Below are 23,305 nucleotides of genomic sequence, written 5' to 3' on the forward strand. Positions count from 1 at the left end.
GTGGTTCGCGGGTTTTTGGGGGGGGGGGGCGTGTGCGCGCGGGGGGGCGCGGCGGGCCCCCCCCGCCCGCGGGCGGGGGGGGGGCCCCCCCCCGCTTGCGGGGGGGCCCCCCGGGCCTCCACCACTTCTCCCCCCGTCGCAGGGCACCCTGAAGGCCGGGCGGCACGACAGGACCGCCGCCCGGCCCGACCGCCGACCACGGCCCGCCCGACCGCCGACCGCCCAACGGGGAGACCAGAGTGCCCAAGTCCCATCAGGCGCACAACTGGTGGCCCCCGCACCCCCGGCGCACCCCCCGCCCCCGCCGCGGCGGCCGCCACTACGCGAGCGCGCTCCGCCGCATCCCCCTCGCCCTGTGGCGTGAGGACGCCACCGACTGGGCCGCCGCCCTCACGTACTACACCGTCCTCGCGATCATCCCGGCCCTCCTGGTGACCGTCGCCGCCATCGGTCTCGCCGGCTCCCAGGCGACCAACGAACTCTCCGACGAGATCACCTCGCTCGTCCCGGCCCAGTCCCGGCACCTGATCCGCCAGGCACTGCGCGAGATGGCGCACCAGCGCACCGCGGCCTGGCTGCTGCTGATCTTCGGCGCGGTCGGCGCGCTCTGGTCCTCCTCCAGCTACCTCGGTGTCTTCCGCCGGGCGCTGCATCGGATGAACGGCGCCGTCGACCACCGCCCTCCGTGGCGCAAGGCCCCGCGCCTCGTGATCACGGCGATCGTCCTGCTCACGCTGCTCGTCACGACCGCGTTCACGCTGGTCCTGACCGGCGACGTGGTCCACGAGGTCGGTCCGGTGCTGGGCGTCGGGAGTACGGCGACCGTGGTGTGGACGGTGGCGAAGTGGCCGCTGCTGCTGGCGCTCGCGGCGGTCCTGGTCCTCATCGTCTTCCGTACGGGCCCGCCCGATACCCGCCATCTGCGGCGCGCGCTGCCGGGCGGGGTGCTCGCGGTGCTGCTGTGGCTGCTGGTGTCGGCGCTGTTCGCGGTGTACGCGTCCCACTCGGGGACGTACAGCCGGGTCTACGGCTCGCTCGCGGGCAGCGTCGTCTTTCTGGTCTGGGTGTGGCTGTCGAACCTGTCGCTGGTGGCGGGCGCCCAGTTCAACGCGGAGCTGGCCGCGGAGCGGGCGGGCCTAGGCTCTGCCCCTATGTCAGTCCAAGAAGCACTCCGGATGCGCTGGCTGCGTACCCTCGAAACGGCGCGGAACGGGAAGACCACCCCCGACGCGCTCCCCTACGCCGACAACCTCCTCGCCCGCTGGGCCGAGGACCAGCGCCGCTACCACACCACCGATCACCTCGTCGCGGTCCTGGACCACATCGACACCCTCGCGGACCACGCCGCCGACCCGCAGGCCGTACGCCTCGCGGCCTGGTTCCACGACGCCGTCTACCACCCCGAGCGCTCCGAGAACGAGGAACGCAGCGCAGCGGTCGCGGTGCGCGCGCTCACCGACGCGGGCGTACCGGCCGATCTCACGGAAGAGGTCGCCCGCCTCGTCCGCCTCACCGTCACCCACGACCCGGCTCCGGGCGACACCAACGGCGAGGTGCTGTGCGACGCGGATCTCGCGATCCTGGCGAGCGATCCGGAGGCGTACGAGGCGTACACACGCGCGGTCCGGGAGGAGTACGACTTCGTCCCGGACGACGCCTTCCGGGCGGGCCGGGCGGCGGTACTGCGCCAACTCCTGGACCTGGAAAGGCTGTTCCGCACACCGTACGGCGCGGCCCACTGGGAGCAGCGGGCCCGCACCAACCTCAACGGCGAGCTGACGCGCCTCTCCCACTGACGGGGTGGCGGAGCCGGGCGCGGACGTGTGGCCCTTGCCCCGGACTGTCCGGGGCAAGGGCCACACATCTATCCGGAAGGGACAACTCCGCTAGTGGCTGACCCGCTGAAAGCGGAGGGAGGTGAAGCCGTTGACGTCGGAGTAGATCTGACCGACGGTCGCCGTCCCCGTGGCGTCGGTCCGCTGGGCCTGCAGCCGGATCTTCGTCGGCTTCTTCACCTTGATCAGCTCGCTGATCGGTGCGGTCTGGTTGCTCCCCGTCTCGGCGTCACCCGTGTTGGAGTCGATGATCTGGTTGACGAGTCGCTCGCTCTCCGGCACGGCCGTGCCGGACGTGACGTTCCACAGCCGGGCGGTGATGAACGTGTTGATCGGTGGAACACCCGAGAGACGCCCGCGGACGTCTGCGTCGAGTTCGTAGGTACCGGCTCTGGGGAGGGTGACCTCCAGGGGAGTGCTGGTCCAGATGCCGGCGGGCAGGTCGACCTGGGTGTGCAGGTGCTTGATTCCTGTGACCGTTGACGCGTGCCCACCCGTGCTGGTGTCGCTCTGCGCAGCTACCGCCGCGGTGGCGCCCACAAGCAGTGTTGCCACTGCGACGGTGGTGAAGCCGGTACGCATGGTCGGCATGGTTCCTCCTCGATATAGACCGATGCGATATGCCTCCGTCAAGGTAGAAACCAACACATGAAGGTCATAGCCACTGAAAGGGTGATACCAGCTCCCGAGGCATCCCCTCACAAGCGGGCGCACGCCCCTGCGCCCCGTCGGCCCATGCGGTGGTCCACGGTGTGGCAGATGACCCGCCTGGGCCGGCCGCCCGTCATCTGACGCGCGGGGCAGCGGGGTCAGCGCGCCCGGCCCTCCCACCTCTTCCGGCGGCGCAGGCCCGCTCCCGTCAGCCTGCTGACCAGTTCGCGCGACCCCACCTCCACCGCGCCCGCGCGGACCGCGGCGCCGTAGTGGTGGGACGGCACGTCGTAGTGGTCGCGTTCGAACGCGCGGGGCGGGCAGCCGATGGAGGCCGCGAACGTGTGCAGTTCGTCGTACGACTCATCGCTCACCAGGTGCGACCACATCCGCCCGTGCCCCGCCCACGTCGGCGGGTCGATGTAGACCGTCACGTCACCCGGCCCCCAGCACCGCGCCCAGCGACCCCACCGGAGCCACCACGACCGCCGCCTTCCCGCACACCCAGTGCGGATCCGGGCCCAGCTCCGGCTCGATCTCCAGCGCGTGCGGGCCGCCCTCCGCCGCCAGTTCGGTCCGGGACTCGCCGCAGACGGGGCAGAGCGGCCACCGCCCGTGGCTCTCCAGGAGGGCGTCCTGTACGTCCTGGGCGATCAGCCCCGCGACGTACTCGGCCCCCTCCGGCCACTGCTCCACCCACCAGCGTCGATGCGACACGGCGTCTTCCACCAGTGAGACGATCTCGGGCCGCGCTACGTCACCCGCCGCGAGGTCGGCGAGGACCAGGGCGCGTGCGGTGTGCAGCGCCTGTTCCAGGGGGTTCATGTCTTCCATGCCCCCATTGTCGTACGCCGCCCCCGCGCCCCACCGCAAGCGACCGCGGCAACCCTTGACGCCCCCGCGCACTGAAATTATCTTTCAGTGGTGACCAGTGACGTGAAGGAAATTTACAGCGGCGGCGCCCCGCCGGCCCCCGCCGCCCTCGCGGCGAAGGTCCGCACCCTCGCGCCCTCCATGACCCGCTCCATGCAGCGCGTCGCCGAAGCCGTGGCCGCCGACCCCGCCGGCACCGCCGCCCTCACCGTCACCGGTCTCGCCGAGCTCACCGGCACGAGCGAGGCCACCGTCGTCAGGACCGCCCGCCTCCTCGGCTACCCCGGCTACCGCGATCTGCGTCTCGCCCTCGCCGGCCTTGCCGCCCACCAGGAGTCGGGCGCCGCCCCCGCGGTCACCGCCGACATCGCCGTCGACGACCCGATCGCCGACGTCGTCGCCAAGCTGGCCTACGACGAGCAGCAGACCCTCGCCGACACGGCCGCCGCGCTCGACACCGTCCAGCTCGGCGCCGTCATCACCGCCGCCGCGTCCGCCCGCCGTATCGACATCTACGGCATCGGCGCCAGCGGCCTCGTCGGCATGGACCTCGCGCAGAAGCTCCTGCGCATCGGCCTGATAGCCCACGCGCACAGCGATCCGCACCTCGCCGTCACCAACGCCGTCCAGCTCCGCGCGGGCGACGTCGCCATCGCGATCACGCACTCCGGCTCGACGGGAGACGTCATAGAACCGCTGCGCGTCGCCTTCGACCGGGGCGCGACGACGGTCGCCATCACCGGCCGCCCGGACGGCGCGGTGTCCCAGTACGCGGACCACGTCCTCACCACGTCCACGGCCCGCGAAAGCGAGCTGCGACCGGCGGCGATGTCCAGCCGTACGAGCCAACTCCTCGTCGTGGACTGCCTGTTCGTGGGCGTCGCGCAGCGGACGTACGAGACGGCCGCACCCGCGCTCGCCGCGTCCTACGAGGCGCTGGCGCACCGCCACGCGCCGCGCACGCGCTGACCCGCGCATCGCTGTACCGCGTCACCGCACATCAACGGGGCTTCCTCAGGTTTCTGCCAGCTCGCCAGAAAGAGCCGCTTCTCCATGACCTCCATGCCTTCGTACGGCGAACTCCGCGCCGAGCTCGCCACCCTCACCACCGAGGCGTTCCGCCCCGAACTCGCCGAGATCGACCGCCGCTCCACCGAGGACATCGCCCGCGTCATGAACGGCGAGGACCAGACCGTCCCCGCCGCCGTCGCCGCGCAGCTCCCCCGTATCGCCCACGCCATCGACGCCACGGCCGAGCGGATGGCCCGTGGCGGCCGGCTCATCTACGCGGGCGCGGGCACGGCCGGCCGCCTCGGCATCCTGGACGCGAGCGAGTGCCCTCCCACCTTCAACACCGACCCGTCGGAGGTCGTCGGCCTGATCGCGGGCGGCCCCGGCGCGATGGTCAAGTCCGTCGAGGGCGCGGAGGACTCGAAGGAGCTGGCGGCGGCGGACCTGGACGAGCTGAAGGTGGACGTGAACGACACGGTCGTCGGCATCTCGGCGTCCGGCCGCACGCCGTACGCGGTGGGCGCCGTCGAGCACGCGCACGCGTTGGGCGCGCTCACCATCGGCCTCTCCTGCAACGCGGACAGCCCGCTCGCGGCTGCCGCCGAGCACGGTCTGGAGATCGTCGTGGGGCCCGAACTGCTCACGGGATCAACGCGGTTGAAGGCCGGTACGGCGCAGAAGCTCGTCCTCAACATGATCTCCACGATCACGATGATCCGCCTCGGCAAGACGTACGGAAACCTGATGGTCGACGTCCGCGCGTCCAACGACAAACTGCGGGCCCGCTCCCGCCGCATCGTCGCGCTCGCGACGGGCGCGCCGGACGACGAGATCGAGGCGGCACTGGCGGCGACGGACGGCGAGGTGAAGAACGCGATCCTCACCATCCTGGGCGCGGTGGACGGCCCCCGGGCGGCGGAACTGCTGTCGGCGTCGCACGGGCACCTGCGGGTGGCGCTTGAGGCGTCGCGGGGCCAGGCCCCTGGGTACGGTGGGGTACGTAAGGAGACCGGTGAAACACTCGCGAATGCCCTCGTAGTTGAAGAGGCGCACGCTCTGGCCGCCTACCGGGAGCGGCAAGCTCGCGGCGAATCGCTCGGCGTCCCGCACGACGAGGCGTTCCGCCGCGTCTTCGGCGAGGACGACGCGGGCAACGCGTGATCCACCCCGGTCGCCTGCTCCGAGCGGCGTTCACGCGGGAAAGGCGGCGGTATCCAGCGTCGTCCCGAACGGCTCCGGCAGGGCAATGGACTTCCCGAACGGCACCTGCTCGGAGTGCTTGTACGTACCGTCCTCGTTGGGCTCGGTGAAGAGCGTGACGACGGGTCCGCGTGTGTCGAACCGGTCGATCAGCAGGTAGAGCGAGACCAGCGCGCGGGCATAGGCCCGGTACTTCTTGGTCCGGTCGTCCCGCGCGTTGCCCTTCGAGGTGATCTCCACGATGAGCAGGGCTTCGGAGGCGTCGACCGGGCCCTCCTCATCTGACTCTTCCGTGTTGATCATTTCTCGCGGCATTACCACCAGATCCGGGATGTAAAGCTTGTCGAGCGGTGCGATGTGCACGCCCTGGGTCTGGTAGATGCCGAGGTCGTCAGGAAGACCCCGATACAGGCGGGACTGGACGAGTTCCACGATGCCGTTGTGATGCCTGTGCGGCGGCGGTACCAAGACGATCTGCCCTTCGTCGATCTCGGCGCGCCACCCGTCGGGCACGTCCAGTTCACGCCATGTCTCCAGCAGGTACTCCCACGGGCGGAACTCAGATGACGGGTCCTTCTCGACCATCGCGGCGGTCATCGCGGGTCCCTTCTCTGTGGCCTGAGTAAGGCGAGCGTAGATCGACAGGTGGGCAGCCTCGCCCACCCCCGTCCAGCGTCCCACGATCGAGTGACGAACGCAGCGACCTGCCGTCCCCGCTCCCCCGGGCGGCCGACCCGCCCGGGGAAGCGCCCCCCACGCCGGCCTCACGGCAAGCGGCGGGCGCGGTTCAGTTCCGTGACCTTCGCGCGCAGCAGCTCGTTCGGCGGGGCCGGATGGATCCAGCCCGGTGGAACGTCCCATTCCACACCACCGCCCGGCGGCCGTAGCTGTACGCAGTCGTCCTCCAGCGCCATCACCTGCCCGACACGTCCGTCCCGGGAATCCACCGCGTACGTCCCGACCACCGGCACGAACCCACCGCCCGCGCAGCCGCTCATGGCCGGGCCCCTTCCTCCAGCGCCGCCGCCATCTGCCGCGCGGTCGCCAGGTTGCAACGCCCCAGCTCCACCAGCGGATTGGCCGGCTCGTTGCCCGCGCACGAGACCGGGTCGACCCGCAGCGACGGGAGCTTGATCCCGGCCGCCGCGAGCCCGGACTTCAGCTGCGCGACGGCTTCCTCGGCCGCCTTTACCTGATCCGCGGCCACTTTGCGCCGCTCTTTCGCAGTCTTGTCCACTGAACGCCAACCTCCACTCTGAGTGCCCTCTTTCACCACACAGCGTGGTTGGCTGTGGTTAGCCTGAACAGAGACATTCGGCCAACAAGCCCACGTGATTAACGTGCCGTTGATGGGAGTTGCCATGCCCGGCCCCAAGAAGCTCGACCCGTCGTCCTCACCACGAGCGCTGCTGGGAGCGGAGCTGCGGCACGCACGCGAGAGGGCGGGGATGACCCAGGAGGCGCTGGGCGCACCGCTGTTCGTGAGTGGGGCGTTCATCGGCCAACTTGAGGGGGGTACGCGGCGGATGCAACTGGAGTACGCGGTCAAGTTCGACGAGATCCTGGGCACGGCGGGGTTCTTCGAGCGGAACTGCGACGCGGCGACGAAGTCGAAGTACCCGGACCACTTCGCCGACGCGGCGGAGGCTGAGGCGATCGCGACGGCGATCAAGGAGTACGCACCGCTGCTGATTCCGGGGCTGTTGCAGACGGAGGCGTATGCGCGAGAGGTGTTCCGTGCGGGTCGTCCGACTGCCACGCAGGACGTGATTGACGAACTGGTCGAAGCTCGACTGGAGCGAGCCAAGCTGCTGTCGGATCCAACGACCCCACTGTTTTGGGGAGTTCTGGACGAGGCGACGCTGCGACGGCAGGTGGGCGACGCCACTGTAATGGCGGAGGCACTACGCCGGGTGGTGAGCCTGGCACGCCGTCACCGAGTCATTGTGCAAGTGCTGTCATTCAGCGCTGGCGCTCACATGGCTCTTGAGGGCGCACTGAAGCTGATGTCCTTCTCTGATGCCCCTCCGCTCGCCTACCTCCAGAGCATGGGCTCAGGCCAACTACTGGACGATCCAGCCTCGGTGGCGCAGTACGAGCTGGCATACGATCTGGTCGGGGCCAGCGCGCTGTCACCGCGCGAGTCCCTGGCCCTCATCGAACAGTTGGCGGAGGATTACGACCATGAAGCGCAGCAGCCTTGAGTACGACCTGAGCGCAGCGACCTGGCACAAGTCCACCTACAGCGGTGCAAGCGGCGGCGACTGCCTGGAGATGGCGACCTGGCGCAAGTCCACGTACAGCGGCGGCGACGGCGGCAATTGCCTTGAGGTCGGCGCCTGGCGCAAGTCGACCCACAGCGACGGCAGCGGCGGCAACTGCCTCGAAGTCGCAGATGGTCTCGCCGACATAGTCCCCGTACGCGACTCCAAGTCCCCCGAACTCCCCGGCGTCGTCTTCCCGGCCCAGGCCTGGTCCGCCTTCGTAACGAGCCTCAAGACAGGTACCGACGCCGCCGTGTGAAGACGCGGCAAGGCTCCGGTGCCGTCCAGCACCGGAGCTCCGCGCGACCTGGGCTCAGATACTCGATCCACCGTCGACGGTCAGCAGCGCGCCCGTGATGAACGCGGCCTCCTCGCTCGCCAGGAAGGCGACCGCCTTTGCGATGTCCTCGGTCCTGCCGAAGCGCCCGAGCGGCGTCATGGCCACCTGGGTGGCCGCGAACGGACCGTCCGCGGGGTTCATGTCCGTGTCGGTCGCGCCGGGCCGCACCACGTTCACGGTGATGCCGCGCGGGCCGAAGTCGCGCGCCCACCCGCGACCGAGCTGGTCGATCGCCGCCTTGCTCGCCGCGTATGCGGCGACGCCAGGGGTGGGAATCCGCTCAGCGACCGTGCTTCCCACCAGAATGACGCGCCCGCCGTCGGGCAGATACCGCGTCGCGGAATGGGTGGTGACGACCGTCCCCATCACATTGGTGGCGAACATGTTCTGGACCCCGTCGAGAAGGTCCAGGTCCAGTTGGTCGACCGTGCCCATCACGGCGACTCCGGCTGAGTTCACCAGCACGTCGATACGGCCGCCCAGGAACTCGGCGGCCTGTTCCACCGCGGTCGACGCCTTGTGGGGATCGGCCTGGTCCGCCCGCACGGCGACCGCCTTCGCCCCGAGGGCGGCCAGCTCGGCGACGACCTCTTCCGCCTTCTCACGCGACTTCCGGTAGGTGATGGCGACGCTCGCACCCTCGCGTGCCAGTTCACGGGCGATCCCCACACCGATGCCCCGTGACCCTCCGGTCACGAGCGCGGTCTTTCCTGTCAAGGCATTGGGGATGCAGTGTCTCCCTGCGCTGTTCAGCGGATTGCTCTACCCAGCCGAAGCTAAAGATTGACACTAGTGTGAAGGTCAAGCCCGGCTGCCATGCCGGCCGTCAGGGGACGTTCGCGCGCGGGACCTCATCGGCCGGCTGAGGCGTACCGGCCATGGCGTGCTCCCAGGTGCGCAGATAGACCTCGATCGCGCGCTGGTTGCGCTGGAGCACGTCAATGCGTCGCTTGACGTTGCTGAGTTGACGTCGCAGCCCGTCCAGGTCCTTGGCCGCCGGGCAGTCCTCGGGCGGCGGTTCGTCCTTCGCCTTCCCGAGACAGGGCAGCACCTCGCGGATCATCTCCGTCGTCAGGCCGACTTCGAGGAGTTCGCGGATCTGCAGGACACGGTCGATGGCCGGCTCGCCGTAGCCGCGGTAGCCGTTGGCGCTCCGGTACGGGGTCAGGATGCCGACCTCTTCGTAGTAACGAAGCAACCGCGTCGAGACACCCGTCTTCTCGGACAGCTCTCCGATCTTCATGCCGCTCTCCCTCAGCAGGAAATCGCGCGGACGGCGGCCCACGCCGGAACCTTCACATTACTGGAAAGGTTTAGCGTTCTGGAGCGGGGAAGCACGTTCGTATACTTCGCGACCGAGTCACGGCCGGGGGTGCGGTCATGGCCGCACTCGGGCTCCTGGGCCGGGCCCAGAACCGCGCCCTCGAAGCGCAGGCGCGGGCCGCGCGGCCCCTGTCCAACCCGCTCGGCGGACCGCCGCCCGCCCCCGCCTACGAGGACGCCGACGAGGGGGCCGAACAGTACGTCGCGCTCGCGGAGTTGTACGGCGGCGACCGGCCGGACCCGGGCGCGCCGGTACGCGAGTTCCCGCCGAAGTCGCGGCCGTACAAGGCGTATACGGACGGACTCGTACTCGTCACGCATGAGGGGAGGCTCGTGATCCCCTGGGATGCCGTACGAGTCGTCTGGCACCGCCAGGAGTTCACCACCCCCGGGGCCGCTCTCCCCGGCGTCGGCGCGAAGACCCACCCCGCTCTCTGCGAGCTGGCCCTGGCGGGCACAGGGGAGCGGTTGCCGCTCCTCGGGTCGCCCCGGCAGGAGGAGCTGTCGACCCTGATAGTCGACCGCACCCGGGAGGGGATCACCCGGCGTATCCGCGCCATGTACGAGCGGGAGGGCAAGGTGCGGCTGGGTGAGCTGACGCTGACGCGCGAGGGAATCTACGACGCGGACGGCGGCCATCTGCCCTGGAGCGCCGACTGGCGGGTCGCCGGGCTGCCGTTCCCGAGGGGCGGAACCGATGGTCCCTGCTACAACACGGTGTACGTACACACCCCGGACGGACAGACACTGGCCGCGCTGGTGCCGGAACTGACCGTGACGACGCGGGTGCTCAGGGACCTGTCGGGTTCCGCCGCGTCCTAGCGGCCGGTGTTCCTGCGGCCCCGGACGGTCAGGGCGATGACGGAGACGAGGAACCAGAAGGCGCCGAAGGCCGAGTATCCGGCGACGGTGGACAGGCTGCTCGTCTCCGACGCGGACATGGCGGCGATGCCGGCACCGGCGAGAACGGACTGTCCGCCACTGATGGCCATCGGCCACTGGGCACCGACGGTGCGCCAGCGGCGGATCGCCACGATGAGCTGGAGGGCTCCGGCGAGAAGGGCCCAGACGCCGAAGACGAGAAGCGCTGTCCCGATGGTGGAGAAGGCGGCGACGACCATTCCGGCGGTGGCGGCGAGGCCGAGTCCCAGGTTGATCGTACTGACGCTGTCCGTGGAGCCTGTGCTGGCCATACGGCGCTCAAGGAGCGTGGCGATGGCGTCCCACAGGGGGTAGACGAAGAGCAGCACGGCCGCGATCACGGTGGGTTCGTCCGCCGACACGAGCTTGGCGGAGGTCGAGAAGACGAGTGCCACCCAGATCAGGGAGAAGGCGACCCGGATCAGGTGGAGCGAGCGGAGCCCGGAGGGCGTCGCCGTTGCCAGGGTCGGAGTTACGGTGGTCTGAGTCATCAGGTGTCCCGTTGTGATGGTGACGGAGTGAGACGGTCGCCTCGACGACGAGTCTCAGCGGCCTCGGGAGGGGCCGCGTACTTCGAACGAAGTACTTCCGCGTCTACATCGTTCGAAGTACACGGCCACCGCTCACGCGAACGAGAATCGGCTCATGGTCACGTCGCAGAACAGTCAGGACGGGCCCGCGGCACCGCTGTGGGTCCGCCGCCCCGAGGTGCTGCACCGGGTCGCCTACGCGGTGGCCGCGCTGGTGTTCACCGGGCAGATCGTGGCGGCGATCGTGCGGGGGTCGGACTGGCCGACGGCCCTGTCCGTGCTCCTCGCCGGCGGCGGGGTGACCCTCTCGTGGTGGAAGCCGTGGGCGGGACTGGTCGTGACGAGCGGCGCGTCCTTCGCCGTGACGGCGGTGGGGCACGACCCCCTGTCGGTGTGGATGATGGCCGTGCTGGTGCTGTTCTCGGTCACCCTCAGGGGCAAGCAGCCGCTGGTCGGAACCGCCATCGTGGCGGCGTTCTTCCTGGGGGCGTTCATGACGCTCGGAGGATTCCGCGGTGGCGCGGTCGTGGGAGCCGCCGCCCTCTTCTCGGCTGTGGCGGGAGGTGCGACGGGGGCCGCGCTCCGTATCCACCGGGAGCACTGGTGGACGCTGGACGAACGGGCCGAGATCGCCATCGCCACCCGCGAGATCGAAGCCACCCGGCGGGTGACCGAGGAACGGCTCCGTATCGCCCGGGACCTCCACGACGTCATCGGCCACCAGGTCGCGATGCTGAGCCTGCACCTCGGTGCGGCGGAGATCGGGCTGCCCGATGACGCCGATTCCTCCCGGCAGGCCCTCGTGTCGGCCAGGGCCAGCGCCCGTACCGTCGTCGTGGAGACGCAGCGCATCCTCGCGCTTCTGCGCCTCGGGGACGACGCCTCCGGCGAGGAGGCGCTCCGGCCGACACCGGCGCTGAGCGGCCTGGAAGGACTCATCGCCTCTTTCGAGAGCATCGGCCTCGACGTGCGGCCGTCCCTCGACATCCCGGCCGGTTTCGTGGAGCCGAGCGTCGGTGTGACGGTCTACCGGGTCGTTCAGGAAGCGCTCACCAATGCCTACCGGCACGGGGAGGGGACGGCGACAGTGGATGTGCGGGAGCAGGACGGCAGGATCCGCGTCACCGTGGAGAACGGCGTGGGTCGCTCACCCCGTGGCGCCGACCCGGGCAGCGGGCTCGGGCTCGTGGGGATGCGGGAACGCGTCGAGTCCTCCAGCGGGCGGCTGACGATCGACAGCGACGACGGGCGGTTCCGGGTGCACGCGGAGTTCAGCCCGCTGGGGGCCGTCGTCCGATGACACGGATTCTGATCGTCGACGACCAGGCCGAGATCAGGGCCGGGATCCGGACGATGCTCCGGCTCGACCCGAGTCTCGTCGTCGCGGCTGATCTCTCGGACGGGCTCCAGGTGGTCCCCTATCTCCGGAACCACCCCGTCGACCTGGTGCTGATGGACATCCGGATGCCCGGCATCGACGGTGTCGAGGCCACGCGCCGGATCCGCGCGGAGCATCCGCCGGAGAAGACGCGGGTGATCGTGCTGACCACGTTCGACCAGGACGACATCGTTCTGGCCGCCCTGCGCGCGGGCGCCAACGGCTTCCTGAGCAAGACCGTGAGCCCTGCCGAACTCGTCGCTGGAATCACCGAGGTCGTGGCGGGCGGCGGCGCGCTGTCGGCCGCCGCGACGGCCGCGCTCATCGGTCACATGACGGACAGCCCGCCGCCGGTGATCGACAAGGAACTGCTCCGCCGCTTCGGCGCTCTGACGCCCAGGGAACGGGACGTGGTGATCCTGGTCGCGAGCGGCCTCGGCAACGACGAGATCGCGGCGCAGATGTCGGTGTCCCCGTTCACGGTGAAGACGCACGCGGTCCGAGCGATGACCAAGGTAGGCGCCCGCGACCGCGCCCAACTGGTCTCCTTCACCTTCCGGGCGGGCCTCTACCCGTGAGCCCGCCGGCCGGCGACGGGTGTCAACGCGCCGTGTCCGGGCGGGTGTTGAGGGACCAGGTGTGGGTGCAGTGGGGGCACTGGAGGTGGAGTACCGGGCCGTTGTTGGATATCAGGTAGCGCCAGTGGTCGCCGCAGTTGCGGCGGGACGCGCACGTTTCGCAGTGGCGGGCGTCGTCGCAGACCGGGCAGGGGAGCCAGGCGCGGCGGGAGGGGTCCGCCTGGGGGTCAATGGGTAGCCGCACGGCCCGGCTCGTCCCCTGGGAGGACACCGGCCGCCACGAGCCGGTCGTAGATGCGCTGCTGCTCGTCGTCCAGCCCCGAGTAGAGGAGCGCGTACGCCTCGTCCTCGCCGCGGAGGGCTTCCACCGGGTCCCAGTCGGGCCCCAGCGCGGCCAGGACCTCGGCCCGCCGCCGGGCTTCGTCGGGGGTCAGGTCGAACGTGAAAGGGGTGAGGTCGTTGTCGGGCTTTTCCTGGTTCATGGCAAGACTTCCGATGTGCCGATGGAACACTTCCATATGTACCAGGCATCCCCCGCAAGAGGAAAGGGTGCCCTAAGTAACCCCCGGTGACCTGGGGTGACGAGCCGCTCTCCGATGGCTAGGGTGCACCCTCATGGACGCTGCTGTTCTTGACCAACGGGCCCGGACCCAGTCCGGCTGCATTCCTCCGCTCCTCGTCGCACGGCTTCTGGAACTCGGTCATGAGGACGAGGTGGAGTACCAGGCCGGCCGCGGCGAATGGTTCTGCGCGCGTGAATGGGCGCGGCTGCTCGGGGACCGGGGCCGGCAGGCGGAGGCGTTGGACGTACTCGCTCCGTACGTCACCACCGGCTGGTGGCCCGCCGCCCGCGCCAAGGCGGAGTCGCTGGAGAGCTGGGGGCGCGCGGAGGAGGCCATCGAGCTGGCGCGGCCGTACGCCGCGGTCGGGGGGACCGCGCTGGAGTTCTTCGCGCGACTGCTGGCCCGGCACGGACGCGAGGACGAGGCGGTCACGTTGCTGAGCGCCGGGATCGAGGACTGGGTCCTCGCCACCGCCCTGGTCGACATCGCCGGGGGAACGGCCCACGACGAGGCCGTCGCCGCCCTCCTGACCGCCCGGATCCCGGCCGGGCACCGGTGCGACAGCCCTTGGTGCTGCCATGGCCTCCAACCCGACACGGCGATCGGGCTGCTCGCCACGATCCGTGAACGCCAGGGCCGCGTGGACGAGGCGATATCTCTGCTGCGCACCCGGCAGGAGATCACCTCCGTCAACAACCACGACCAACTGGCCGATCTGCTGGCCAGGCACGACCGGATCGGGGAACTGCGCGCGTACGCGGCGTCCGCGCCCCTCGATGACGCCGCACGGCGCCTCGCCGAGGTGCTGGAGGAGCGCGGCGACGTGGAAGGCGCGATCACCGTGTACCGGGAATCGGCCGACTCACCGCTCCGCCGGCATCACGCCGGGGTAGGACTGGCGCGGCTCCTGGCCCGGCACGGCCGGGGCGACGAGGCGATCGAGGTGATGGCCGCGCTCGTGGACTCCCCCGGCGGCGGCGCGGACGACTGGCTGGTCGACACGCTGTGCACCCTGTACGCCGACCACGGCCGCGCCCAGGACGGCTTGGCCCACCTGGACGCGCTGAACGCACGCCGGACTCTTCAAGACGGCGAAGAGGAATGGGAGTTGTTCCGGCTGCGGCTTCAGCTCATGGCCGACTGCGGCCGGATCGACGAGGCGATCGAGCGGGCGCGAACGCACCCCGAGCGCGACTCCCCGTACGCGGCGTGGACCATCTCCGACCTGCTCGCCGAGGCCGGCCGCACCGAGGAGGCCGTCGCCGTCCTCGAACCGTACGCCCCCGCCAACCCGGCCCCACATGCCGGCCACCTCATCACCCTCGGCCGGATCAAGGACGCCGTAACGCTCCTCCAACAGCGCGCCCCCGAGCCGTCCACCCACCTCTGGACGGGCACCTTGGCCGCCGAGCCGCCTTTCTGACACCGCTGAGGTGCACCGGGCTCGGGGCGGAGCCCGGTGCACGTCTTCTCGGTGAGGTTCGGCAGGCGCTGTCCGGTGCTTCTAGCGGAGCTGGACCGCGACCGCGTTGTACGTCGTCTCCGGTGTCGGCGTCGTCGTGAAGCGGGCGTTGACCAGGTAGAGGCGGTTGCCGATGCGCGCCGCCGTCGTCGGGACGTCGAAGCGCGGGTCGAGGATCGAGCGGCGCAGCGTCGCCTTGCGGGCGTCGGCTTCCAGTTGGAACACCGTGACCAGGTTGAGGCGGTTCTGCACCACGTACAGCAGGTCGCCGACGCGCAGGAGACCGTCGCCGTTGACGACGTCGGGCGCGCCCTTGAGGGTGATGTTCGTGGCGTGTCCGGTCTTCGGGTCCACCCGGAACAGCTTGCCTGTCGGGCTGTTGACGACGATCAGCGCGCGGCCGTCGGGCGTCGTCTCGATGCCGTTGGCGCTGATGCCCGTGGGCGCCTGCTCCCACTCGCCGCCGAGCGGCACGCTGCGCAGGTCGTCCTTGCCCCGGCGCCTGCCGCCGCGCGGGACGTTGTAGAGGACCGGCGCGTTCGAGTTCGTGAACCAGGCCCGGTCCCCATACAGGATCACGTCGTTGACGAAGCCGGACGTCGTCGGCTGATACGTGGCGGTGAGCCGGTCCCTGCGGGTGTCGAGCACCCGGATCGAACCGCTCACGCCGCCCGAGATGTAGAGCAGCCCGTCCCGGTCGAGCTTCAGACCGGTCGCGGCGCCGCCCGTCGCGCCCGCCAGGACGGTGCTGCCCTCGCCGGTACGCAGGTCGGCGCGGCGGATCGAGCCGTCCGCGAGCGAACCCATGTACGCGTACGGGCCGTTGCCGATGGCTATGCCCTCGGGGCGGAAGCCGTCGGGCAGCGGGAAGTCGGTGGGCCAGGACGGGCGGCCGGGGCGCGCGGGACGGTCGGCGCGCGGGTGCGCCGTGGCCGCGCCCGCACCGGCCGCCGCCGCTGCCGTCGCCGTCGCGGCGAGCGCCAATGTGGCGGCTGCCGCGCCGCCGAGCAGGGCCCGGCGCGAGGGGCCGGCGGGGCGGGAAGAGTCGGATGGTGTCAGAGACATGGCGTCGAGCCTCCGGGGCTTCGGGGTGCCTGGGGACAGGGACAACTCCGGTGCGCTATGCGCACAGACAACGCCCCGCACCCGCGGCCGAGTTCCCCGTGCCGATACCGCCCCCGCCCGGCTGTAGCCTCGGCGACATGTCAGCGAATGATCGCGAGACCCTGTCCGGCGAGGTGACGGCCTGGCTCTCGGAGAACGCCCTGCCCCTGAGCGGCGGTCTGACCGCCGGCGCGCCCACCACCGACCTCCGGCCGCTGAAGGAGGTGCTCGACGGCGTACGGGTCGTGGGTCTGGGCGAATCCACCCACGGCACACGCGAGTTCTTCCAGCTGAAACACCGGCTGCTGGAGTATCTGGTGACCGAGCTGGGCTTCACGACGCTGGCCATGGAGGCGAGCGCGTCCGCGGGACCGGCCGTCGACGCGTACGTACGTGGCGGTGTCGGCGACGCCGCGCAGGTACTGACCGGGCTGGGATTCTGGACCTGGCGGACCGAAGAGGTCCTGGACACGATCGAGTGGATGCGGACGTACAACGACGGCCGCCCGGAGAGCGAACAGGTCCGCTTCGCCGGCATCGACCCGCAGCGCGCCGGGGACTCGCTGGCGGTGCTGGAGGCGTTCCTGACCAGCGTGGCGCCCGATCGGCTGCCCGCCCTGCACTCCGCGCTCGGCGTGCTCGCCACCGCGTATCCGGGCTCGCGCCCGGACCCGGAGCAGAAGCTGATGCGCGACGCGGTGAATCTGCTGGAGTACGTACGCGGCCATGAGGACACCGCGGCCGGTGCGGTGGCGGTACGGCACGCCCGGATCCTGGTCCGCGCCGCCGATCTGGTGACGCGCAACGGACAGCACCCCGACCCGGAGCGCACGGTTCTCGCCGCGCGCGACCGGTACATGGCCGAGGCGGTCGGGGAGATCCTGGACCACCCGGCGGCCAAGGTGGTGCTCTGGGGCCACAACAGCCATGTGGCGAAGGGCCGTACGGACGACGCCGAGGCGCCGGCGCCGCTCGGCGGCCACCTGCGCGAGCGGTACGGCGACGCGTACTACGCCATGGGGCTCCTCTTCGGCGAGGGCACCTTCCGTGCCCACCGCCTCTGGCCGGGGCCCTGGAGCGGCGTCGGCGCGCTGACGGGCCGTATCGCCGATGGCAACCCGATCGGCCCCGCGCCGAAGACCACGGTGGAGGCCCAACTCGCCGCCGCCACACCGGCGGACCATCTGCTGGACCTGCGCGCGGCCGAGACGGACGACGCGCCCGCCGCCGTACGGGAGTGGGTCGGCGCCACGCACGGGACGCGGACGTTCGGCGCGCTGGTGACGCGCTGGTTCTACCGGCGCGAGGTCACTGCGGTCCGGCTGTCGGAGGAGTACGACGGCCTGGCGTACGTCGCGGTCTCGACGGACTCCCGCCCGATCCCGCCGTACCGCCCGGTGAGGCCATAGCGCCACAGGAAGGACCCCCGACACCACCCCGACAACACATTGGCGCCCGGTGGCGCCAGATGACTTGCCATGGCGCCACGATGGTGCCACTATTACGTCATGGACCTCGCCCCGTACGTCGACAACCTCCGCCATGAGCTGGGAGTCGGTGCCGAGGCGGGCGATGACGAAACCCTCGCCCTGACGGAACGGCTCATCGGCCCGCTCGAATCGGCCGTCCGGCTGGCGCTGCTCAACGCCCTGTCCGACGCGATGGACGAGGTCACCCGCGAGCTGGCACCCGGCTCGGTGGACCTGCGGCTGCGTGGACGCGACCCCGTGTTCGTGGTGACCGTGCCACCGGCCATAGACGCCTTCGACGCCGTCGACATCCCGGTACGGGCACCGGCACCTCCGGTTCCGCACGAGCACGAGACCGACGAGCGCGGCACCTCGCGCATCAACTTCCGCCCGCCCGCCCAGCTCAAGCACCGGGTCGAGGAAGCCGCGGGCCGCGAGGGCCTGTCGGTCAACGCCTGGCTGGTCCGCTCCGTCGCCGCCGCCCTGGAAACCACGGCGGACCGACGGCGTACGACGGGCCTCGGCGCGGCGGCCGGGCAGCGCTTCACCGGCTGGGTCGGCTGACGGCCCGAGGACCCGGATGGCACCTCAACTCACCCCCTTATCAACGCACTTCACTCATCAGAAGGACGGCACAGCCATGCCTGTTTTCGACACCACCGAAGCCATCTCCGCCACCGTCAGGATCGAGGTCGGACGGGCCCGGATCATCGCCGGCAAGCGCACCGACACCGTGGTCGATGTGGCGCCGAGCGACCCCGGCGACAAGCGGGACGTACTCGCCGCCGAGGACACCGAAGTCGCATACGCGGACGGCGAACTGCTCGTCAAGGGCCCCAAGAGCCACTCGCCCTTCACCAGGACCGGGTCGGTCGACGTGACCGTCCAACTGCCCGCCGGCTCGGAGCCGATCGGAAGCACGGGTCTCGGCGACCTCATCAGCGAGGGACCGTTCGGCAACTGCCGTCTGACGTCCGGCGCCGGGGACATCCACCTGGAAGAGGCCACGGCCGTACGGCTGAAGACCGCGCACGGCGACATCACGGTGGACCGCGTGACGGGCGGGACCGAGATCCACGGGTCGGGCCGGGTACGGGTCGGCCGGATCGGCGGGGACGCGACCGTCAGGAACAACAACGGCGAGACCACGATCGGCGAGGCCACCGGCGAGTTGGAGGTGACCTCCACCAACGGCCCCGTCTGCGTCGTACGCGCGGAGTCCTCGGTCACCGCCAGGACATCGAACGGCCCCATCCGTATCGACCAGGTGACACGGGGGCGGATCACCGTGGAGTCCTCGGCGGGAGGACTGGAGATCGGCATCGCCAAGGGCACCGCGGCCTGGCTGGACGTGGAGGCCAGGGCGGGCCGCGTCCGCAACGAACTCGGACGCGCGCGGGGCCCCGAGCAGTCCGAGGAGAGGGTCGAGATCCACGGCCGCACGAGCGTCGGCGACATCGTGATCCGCCGCGCCTGACGCTCCGCTCCGGGCCGGCGGCACGAGCCGGCCCGGACCCTCACACCACCCCAAAACCACGATGGCGCCACAATGACTCGCTATGGCGCCACTCTTGTGCCATCATGGTGACGCAAGCGCAGCACGACGCCAAACCCTGGCGCCACCCCACGCCCACCAGCAGTCCCGAACCCCTCAAAAGAAGGGCCCGCTCCCATGAACACCCCGACCACAGCGGCCGGCCCCACCCGCGCAACCGCCATCTCCGCGCTCGGCCTGCGTAAGTCGTACGGCGACAAGGTCGTGCTCGACGGCGTCGACCTGCGGATCCCCGAAGGCACGGTCTTCGCCCTCCTCGGCCCCAACGGCGCGGGCAAGACCACCACCGTGGAGATCCTCTCCACGCTGATCTCCGCCGACTCGGGCGAGGCGCGGATCGGTGGCCACGACGTGACCGCCGACGCCGACGCCGTACGCGACCGGATCGGCGTCACCGGCCAGTTCGCCGCCGTCGACGGCCTGCTGACCGCCGAGGAGAACCTGCTCCTGATGGCCGACCTGCACCACCTGAGCCGCGCCGAGGGCCGCCGCCGCGCCGCCGAGCTCCTGGAGCGGTTCGAGCTGACCGAGGCGGCCCGCAAGAACGTCGCGACCTTCTCCGGTGGTATGCGCCGCAAGCTCGACCTCGCGATGACCCTGGTCGGCCGGCCGCGCATCATCTTCCTCGACGAGCCGACCACCGGCCTCGACCCGCGCAGCCGCCGCGTCGTGTGGGAGCTCATCCGGAACCTGGTCACGGACCAGGGCGTGACCATCTTCCTCACCACGCAGTATCTGGAGGAGGCCGATCAACTCGCCGACCGCATCGCGGTGCTGGACCACGGCAAGCTCGTCGCCGAGGGCACCGCCGAGGAGCTGAAGCGGCTGATCCCGGGCGGCCATGTCCGCCTCCGGTTCACCGACGAGAGCCACCTCCACGCCGCGGCCTCCGCCTTCGGCGTCGCCACCCGCGACAACGAGTCGCTCTCCCTCCAGATCCCCAGCGACGGCTCGATCGCCAATCTCCGTGCCCTGCTCGACATCCTCGACAGCACCGGCCTACGGGCCGAGTCGCTCACCACGCACACCCCCGACCTGGACGACGTCTTCCTCACCCTGACCGGCGCGCAGAACGCCGGCACCACCCTCCCCGCCGCCCGCAAGGAGTCGAACCGATGAGCACCGCCACCCTCACCCCGGCCAAGTCCGCGAAGGCCGCCAACTCCGCCCGCTCGTACGCGATGCGCGACTCCCTGACGATGCTGCGCCGCAACATCAAGCACATGCAGCGATATCCGTCGATGACCATCTCGATCCTCGTGATGCCACTGCTGATGCTGCTGCTGTTCGTGTACGTCTTCGGCGGCGCCCTCGGCGCCGGCATCGGCGGGGGCGGCGACCGCGGCGACTACATCAACTACCTGGTGCCCGGCATCATCCTGATGGCCGCGACCTCCGGGGCCGTCGTGACGGCCGTCTCCGTCTGCACCGATATGACCGAGGGGATCGTCAACCGCTTCCGTACGATGTCGATCTCCCGCGGCGCCATCCTCACGGGCCATGTCTTCGGCAGCGTCCTCCAGGTCGCCGCGGTGCTCTTCCTGATCACCGGCGTCTCCCTCGCGATCGGCTTCCGGCCCGACGCCTCGGCCGTCGAGTGGGTGGCCGCCATGGGCCTGCTGCTCTTCCTGGCCTTCGGCATGGCCTGGCTGTCCGCCGCGATGGGCATGGGCGCCAAGACCGTCGAGTCCGCGAGCAACGCCCCGCTGCCGCTCACCTTCCTGCCCTTCCTCGGCAGCGCGGTCGTCCCCCCGGAGTCCATGCCGACGGCCCTGCGCTGGTTCGCCGAGTACCAGCCCTTCACCCCGATCAACGAGACCCTGCGCGGTCTGTTCCTCGGCACCGGGATCGGCAACGACGGCTGGATCGCGCTCGCTTGGTGCACCGGTCTCGCCCTGCTCGGCTACTTCTGGTCCCGCGCGGTCTTCAACCGCGAGCTCCAGCGCTGAACGCGCCAAGCCCGCTGCTGAGCCCACCGAACGCCCGAGGGCGGCACCCCCTTTCCAGGGAGTGCCGCCCTCGGTCCGTACAGCTACGTCATGAACCGCCGATCCGTCAGGATCAGAAGTCCATGTCACCGCCCGGCATGCCGCCCGGCGCGCCGCCGGCGGCGGCCTTCTCCGGCTTGTCGGCGATGACGGCCTCGGTGGTGAGGAACAGCGCCGCGATGGACGCCGCGTTCTGCAGGGCGGAACGCGTGACCTTCGCGGGGTCGATGATGCCTTCGGCGATCATGTCGACGTACTCGCCGGTCGCGGCGTTCAGGCCGTGACCGATCTTGAGGTTGCGGACCTTCTCGACGATGACGCCACCCTCAAGCCCCGCGTTGACCGCGATCTGCTTGAGCGGGGCCTCCAGCGCGAGCTTGACGGCAGCGGCGCCCGTCGCCTCGTCGCCTTCGAGCTCCAGCTTCTCGAACACCGAGGAAGCCTGGAGCAGAGCCACGCCACCACCGGCGACGATGCCCTCCTCGACGGCGGCCTTGGCGTTGCGCACCGCGTCCTCGATGCGGTGCTTGCGCTCCTTGAGCTCGACCTCGGTCGCGGCGCCGGCCTTGATGACGGCCACGCCGCCGGCCAGCTTCGCGAGGCGCTCCTGGAGCTTCTCGCGGTCGTAGTCCGAGTCCGAGTTCTCGATCTCGGCACGGATCTGGTTCACGCGGCCGGCGACCTGCTCGCTGTCACCGGCACCGTCGACGATGGTGGTCTCGTCCTTGGTGATGACGACCTTGCGGGCGCGGCCCAGCAGGTCGAGACCGGCGTTCTCCAGCTTGAGGCCGACCTCCTCGGAGATGACCGTGCCGCCGGTGAGGATGGCGATGTCGTTCAGCATCGCCTTGCGGCGGTCACCGAAGCCCGGGGCCTTGACGGCGACGGACTTGAAGGTGCCCTTGATCTTGTTGACGACGAGCGTGGACAGCGCCTCGCCCTCGACGTCCTCGGCGATGATCAGCAGCGGCTTGCCCGACTGGATGACCTTCTCCAGGAGCGGCAGGACGTCCTTGACGTTGCCGATCTTGGAGTTGACGATCAGGATGTACGGGTCGTCGAGCGACGCCTCCATACGCTCCATGTCGGTGGCGAAGTACGCCGAGATGTAGCCCTTGTCGAAGCGCATGCCCTCGGTGAGCTCAAGCTCAAGACCGAAGGTCTGCGACTCCTCGACGGTGATGACGCCTTCCTTGCCGACCTTGTCCATCGCCTCGGCGATGAGCTCGCCGATCTGGGTGTCGGCGGCGGAGATGGAGGCCGTCGAAGCGATCTGCTCCTTGGTCTCCACGTCCTTGGCCTGCTCAAGGAGGGCACCGGAGACGGCCTCGATGGCCTTCTCGATACCGCGCTTGAGGGCCATCGGGTTGGCGCCGGCGGCCACGTTGCGCAGGCCCTCGCGGACCAGGGCCTGGGCCAGGACGGTCGCGGTGGTCGTACCGTCACCGGCGACGTCGTCCGTCTTCTTGGCGACTTCCTTGACCAGCTCGGCGCCGATCTTCTCGTACGGGTCCTCGAGCTCGATCTCCTTGGCGATGGAAACACCATCGTTGGTGATCGTGGGGGCGCCCCACTTCTTCTCGAGGACGACGTTTCGGCCCTTGGGGCCAAGGGTTACCTTGACGGCGTCGGCGAGCTGGTTCATCCCGCGCTCGAGACCGCGCCGTGCCTCCTCGTCGAACGCGATGATCTTGGCCATGTGAAGTGGTCCTCCCGGACAGGGGGTGGATTGCTCCGGACCGTGTCGGCGCCCGCGACGGACGGCCGAAGAGCCTTGCGGTTCCTTGCCCCACAGGCTCTCGGGCCTCGCTGACCCGGTCCATAAGTTGTCACTCTCACCTGCAGAGTGCTAACGCCAATGATTAGCACTCGACCCCCTTGAGTGCAAGCGACTCCCGAGCGGCGCACCCCCCTGACCCCGCGCGCACAGCCCCGCGCGCGGACCGCGCGCGCACGAGGGGCCCGCATCCCCTCTTGGGATGCGAGCCCCTCGTGTGTGAGTGCGTCGTTGGCCGATCGCGCCGGAATCAGACGGCGAGCTTGACCATGTCCGCCTGCGGACCCTTCTGGCCCTGCGAGATCTCGAACTCAACTCGCTGACCTTCTTCAAGGGTGCGGTAACCGTCCATCTGGATCGCGCTGTAGTGGACGAAAACATCCGCACCACCGTCGACCGCGATGAAGCCGTAGCCCTTCTCCGCGTTGAACCACTTGACGGTGCCCTGAGCCATGCCCAACTCCCCTATTACTGGCCCCTGCG

General features: G+C 70.2%; 28 protein-coding genes and 1 pseudogene. 15 read left to right on the forward strand and 14 right to left on the reverse strand.

Annotated features, from left to right (window positions below; genetic code table 11):
- Positions 1-239: 239 nt before the first annotated feature.
- Positions 240-1,064 (forward strand): annotated as a pseudogene (locus ACFWV8_RS25085) (YihY/virulence factor BrkB family protein); the annotation flags it as partial.
- A gap of 87 nt (positions 1,065-1,151) precedes the next feature.
- Entirely contained in the window at positions 1,152-1,796 is a 645-nt protein-coding gene (locus tag ACFWV8_RS25090) for a hypothetical protein (protein ID WP_384207681.1), read from the forward strand.
- 90 nt (positions 1,797-1,886) lie between these two features.
- Here the strand turns inward: ACFWV8_RS25090 and ACFWV8_RS25095 are convergent, their stop codons facing one another.
- The 3 genes from ACFWV8_RS25095 to ACFWV8_RS25105 form a co-directional block, all read right to left on the reverse strand.
- Positions 1,887-2,426, reverse strand: a complete 540-nt coding sequence (locus ACFWV8_RS25095; protein ID WP_384207373.1) for a hypothetical protein — start codon at positions 2,424-2,426, stop codon at positions 1,887-1,889.
- Positions 2,427-2,644: 218 nt separating this feature from the next.
- Positions 2,645-2,920, reverse strand: coding sequence for a DUF4031 domain-containing protein (locus ACFWV8_RS25100; protein WP_384207376.1), 276 nt, complete (start codon positions 2,918-2,920; stop codon positions 2,645-2,647).
- A gap of 1 nt (position 2,921) precedes the next feature.
- Positions 2,922-3,320, reverse strand: coding sequence for a hypothetical protein (locus tag ACFWV8_RS25105; RefSeq protein WP_384207379.1), 399 nt, complete (start codon positions 3,318-3,320; stop codon positions 2,922-2,924).
- A 90-nt stretch (positions 3,321-3,410) separates the two neighbouring features.
- Between ACFWV8_RS25105 and ACFWV8_RS25110 the strand changes: the two genes are divergently transcribed.
- Both ACFWV8_RS25110 and murQ read left to right on the forward strand, forming a co-directional pair.
- Positions 3,411-4,328, forward strand: a complete 918-nt coding sequence (locus ACFWV8_RS25110; RefSeq protein WP_329386164.1) for a MurR/RpiR family transcriptional regulator — start codon at positions 3,411-3,413, stop codon at positions 4,326-4,328.
- A gap of 93 nt (positions 4,329-4,421) precedes the next feature.
- Entirely contained in the window at positions 4,422-5,531 is a 1,110-nt protein-coding gene (gene murQ, locus ACFWV8_RS25115; RefSeq protein ID WP_384207687.1) for an N-acetylmuramic acid 6-phosphate etherase, read from the forward strand.
- A gap of 30 nt (positions 5,532-5,561) precedes the next feature.
- Here the strand turns inward: murQ and ACFWV8_RS25120 are convergent, their stop codons facing one another.
- The 3 genes from ACFWV8_RS25120 to ACFWV8_RS25130 form a co-directional block, all read right to left on the reverse strand.
- Positions 5,562-6,167 carry a Uma2 family endonuclease gene (locus ACFWV8_RS25120; protein ID WP_384207692.1) on the reverse strand — a complete coding sequence of 202 codons (606 nt, stop codon included), beginning with the start codon at positions 6,165-6,167 and terminating at the stop codon, positions 5,562-5,564.
- A gap of 167 nt (positions 6,168-6,334) precedes the next feature.
- Entirely contained in the window at positions 6,335-6,568 is a 234-nt protein-coding gene (locus ACFWV8_RS25125) for a hypothetical protein (RefSeq protein ID WP_384207386.1), read from the reverse strand.
- Positions 6,565-6,777 (reverse strand): hypothetical protein, encoded by a 213-nt coding sequence (locus ACFWV8_RS25130; RefSeq protein ID WP_384207389.1) that lies wholly within the window; start codon positions 6,775-6,777, stop codon positions 6,565-6,567. Before ACFWV8_RS25130 ends, ACFWV8_RS25125 begins: the two co-directional genes overlap by 4 nt.
- 154 nt (positions 6,778-6,931) lie before the next feature.
- On the opposite strand from ACFWV8_RS25130, the gene ACFWV8_RS25135 reads away from it, so the two are divergent.
- Complete coding sequence (locus ACFWV8_RS25135) at positions 6,932-7,774, forward strand: helix-turn-helix domain-containing protein (RefSeq protein ID WP_384207392.1); 843 nt, start codon at positions 6,932-6,934, stop codon at positions 7,772-7,774.
- Complete coding sequence (locus ACFWV8_RS25140; RefSeq protein ID WP_384207395.1) at positions 7,755-8,093, forward strand: DUF397 domain-containing protein; 339 nt, start codon at positions 7,755-7,757, stop codon at positions 8,091-8,093. Before ACFWV8_RS25135 ends, ACFWV8_RS25140 begins: the two co-directional genes overlap by 20 nt.
- Before the next feature lie 54 nt (positions 8,094-8,147).
- Here the strand turns inward: ACFWV8_RS25140 and ACFWV8_RS25145 are convergent, their stop codons facing one another.
- Together ACFWV8_RS25145 and ACFWV8_RS25150 are read right to left on the reverse strand one after the other, a co-directional pair.
- Positions 8,148-8,870, reverse strand: a complete 723-nt coding sequence (locus ACFWV8_RS25145) for an SDR family NAD(P)-dependent oxidoreductase (protein ID WP_384207399.1) — start codon at positions 8,868-8,870, stop codon at positions 8,148-8,150.
- A 130-nt stretch (positions 8,871-9,000) separates the two neighbouring features.
- Positions 9,001-9,417: a MerR family transcriptional regulator gene (locus ACFWV8_RS25150; protein ID WP_384207402.1), complete on the reverse strand. Its 417-nt coding sequence runs from the start codon at positions 9,415-9,417 to the stop codon at positions 9,001-9,003.
- A 137-nt stretch (positions 9,418-9,554) separates the two neighbouring features.
- Between ACFWV8_RS25150 and ACFWV8_RS25155 the strand changes: the two genes are divergently transcribed.
- Entirely contained in the window at positions 9,555-10,319 is a 765-nt protein-coding gene (locus ACFWV8_RS25155; protein WP_384207407.1) for a hypothetical protein, read from the forward strand.
- Here ACFWV8_RS25155 and ACFWV8_RS25160 read toward each other — a convergent pair.
- On the reverse strand, positions 10,316-10,909 hold the full coding sequence (locus tag ACFWV8_RS25160) for a hypothetical protein (RefSeq protein WP_384207410.1): 594 nt from the start codon (positions 10,907-10,909) through the stop codon (positions 10,316-10,318). The genes ACFWV8_RS25155 and ACFWV8_RS25160 overlap by 4 nt on opposite strands.
- 154 nt (positions 10,910-11,063) lie before the next feature.
- On the opposite strand from ACFWV8_RS25160, the gene ACFWV8_RS25165 reads away from it, so the two are divergent.
- Both ACFWV8_RS25165 and ACFWV8_RS25170 read left to right on the forward strand, forming a co-directional pair.
- Entirely contained in the window at positions 11,064-12,248 is a 1,185-nt protein-coding gene (locus ACFWV8_RS25165) for a sensor histidine kinase (RefSeq protein WP_384207414.1), read from the forward strand.
- Positions 12,245-12,904 (forward strand): response regulator, encoded by a 660-nt coding sequence (locus tag ACFWV8_RS25170; RefSeq protein ID WP_384207419.1) that lies wholly within the window; start codon positions 12,245-12,247, stop codon positions 12,902-12,904. The genes ACFWV8_RS25165 and ACFWV8_RS25170 overlap by 4 nt, the downstream gene beginning before the upstream one ends.
- A 22-nt stretch (positions 12,905-12,926) precedes the next feature.
- On the opposite strand, the gene ACFWV8_RS25175 is transcribed toward ACFWV8_RS25170, so the two are convergent.
- Complete coding sequence (locus ACFWV8_RS25175) at positions 12,927-13,148, reverse strand: hypothetical protein (RefSeq protein ID WP_384207422.1); 222 nt, start codon at positions 13,146-13,148, stop codon at positions 12,927-12,929.
- Complete coding sequence (locus ACFWV8_RS25180) at positions 13,132-13,386, reverse strand: DUF6400 family protein (RefSeq protein ID WP_384207425.1); 255 nt, start codon at positions 13,384-13,386, stop codon at positions 13,132-13,134. Before ACFWV8_RS25180 ends, ACFWV8_RS25175 begins: the two co-directional genes overlap by 17 nt.
- Positions 13,387-13,519: 133 nt before the next feature.
- Between ACFWV8_RS25180 and ACFWV8_RS25185 the strand changes: the two genes are divergently transcribed.
- Positions 13,520-14,890, forward strand: a complete 1,371-nt coding sequence (locus ACFWV8_RS25185) for a tetratricopeptide repeat protein (protein ID WP_384207431.1) — start codon at positions 13,520-13,522, stop codon at positions 14,888-14,890.
- An 81-nt stretch (positions 14,891-14,971) separates the two neighbouring features.
- Here the strand turns inward: ACFWV8_RS25185 and ACFWV8_RS25190 are convergent, their stop codons facing one another.
- On the reverse strand, positions 14,972-15,994 hold the full coding sequence (locus ACFWV8_RS25190; protein ID WP_384207437.1) for a superoxide dismutase: 1,023 nt from the start codon (positions 15,992-15,994) through the stop codon (positions 14,972-14,974).
- 137 nt (positions 15,995-16,131) lie between these two features.
- Between ACFWV8_RS25190 and ACFWV8_RS25195 the strand changes: the two genes are divergently transcribed.
- The 5 genes from ACFWV8_RS25195 (at position 16,132) to ACFWV8_RS25215 (ending at position 21,006) form a co-directional block, all read left to right on the forward strand.
- Positions 16,132-17,442, forward strand: coding sequence for an erythromycin esterase family protein (locus ACFWV8_RS25195; protein WP_384207443.1), 1,311 nt, complete (start codon positions 16,132-16,134; stop codon positions 17,440-17,442).
- 99 nt (positions 17,443-17,541) lie between these two features.
- Positions 17,542-18,066, forward strand: coding sequence for a hypothetical protein (locus ACFWV8_RS25200; protein ID WP_384207448.1), 525 nt, complete (start codon positions 17,542-17,544; stop codon positions 18,064-18,066).
- A gap of 76 nt (positions 18,067-18,142) precedes the next feature.
- Positions 18,143-18,979, forward strand: coding sequence for a DUF4097 domain-containing protein (locus ACFWV8_RS25205; RefSeq protein ID WP_384207452.1), 837 nt, complete (start codon positions 18,143-18,145; stop codon positions 18,977-18,979).
- A gap of 195 nt (positions 18,980-19,174) precedes the next feature.
- Positions 19,175-20,176, forward strand: coding sequence for an ATP-binding cassette domain-containing protein (locus tag ACFWV8_RS25210; RefSeq protein ID WP_384207458.1), 1,002 nt, complete (start codon positions 19,175-19,177; stop codon positions 20,174-20,176).
- Positions 20,173-21,006, forward strand: a complete 834-nt coding sequence (locus ACFWV8_RS25215) for an ABC transporter permease (RefSeq protein ID WP_384207465.1) — start codon at positions 20,173-20,175, stop codon at positions 21,004-21,006. The genes ACFWV8_RS25210 and ACFWV8_RS25215 overlap by 4 nt, the downstream gene beginning before the upstream one ends.
- Before the next feature lie 112 nt (positions 21,007-21,118).
- On the opposite strand, the gene groL is transcribed toward ACFWV8_RS25215, so the two are convergent.
- Entirely contained in the window at positions 21,119-22,744 is a 1,626-nt protein-coding gene (gene groL / locus ACFWV8_RS25220) for a chaperonin GroEL (RefSeq protein WP_189110057.1), read from the reverse strand.
- A 328-nt stretch (positions 22,745-23,072) separates the two neighbouring features.
- A complete protein-coding gene (locus ACFWV8_RS25225; protein ID WP_005315736.1) occupies positions 23,073-23,276 on the reverse strand; it encodes a cold-shock protein in 204 nt (67 codons plus the stop codon).
- Positions 23,277-23,305: the final 29 nt, after the last annotated feature.

The sequence above is a fragment of the Streptomyces sp. NPDC058665 genome (assembly GCF_042714995.1).
Lineage (GTDB): Bacteria > Actinomycetota > Actinomycetes > Streptomycetales > Streptomycetaceae > Streptomyces.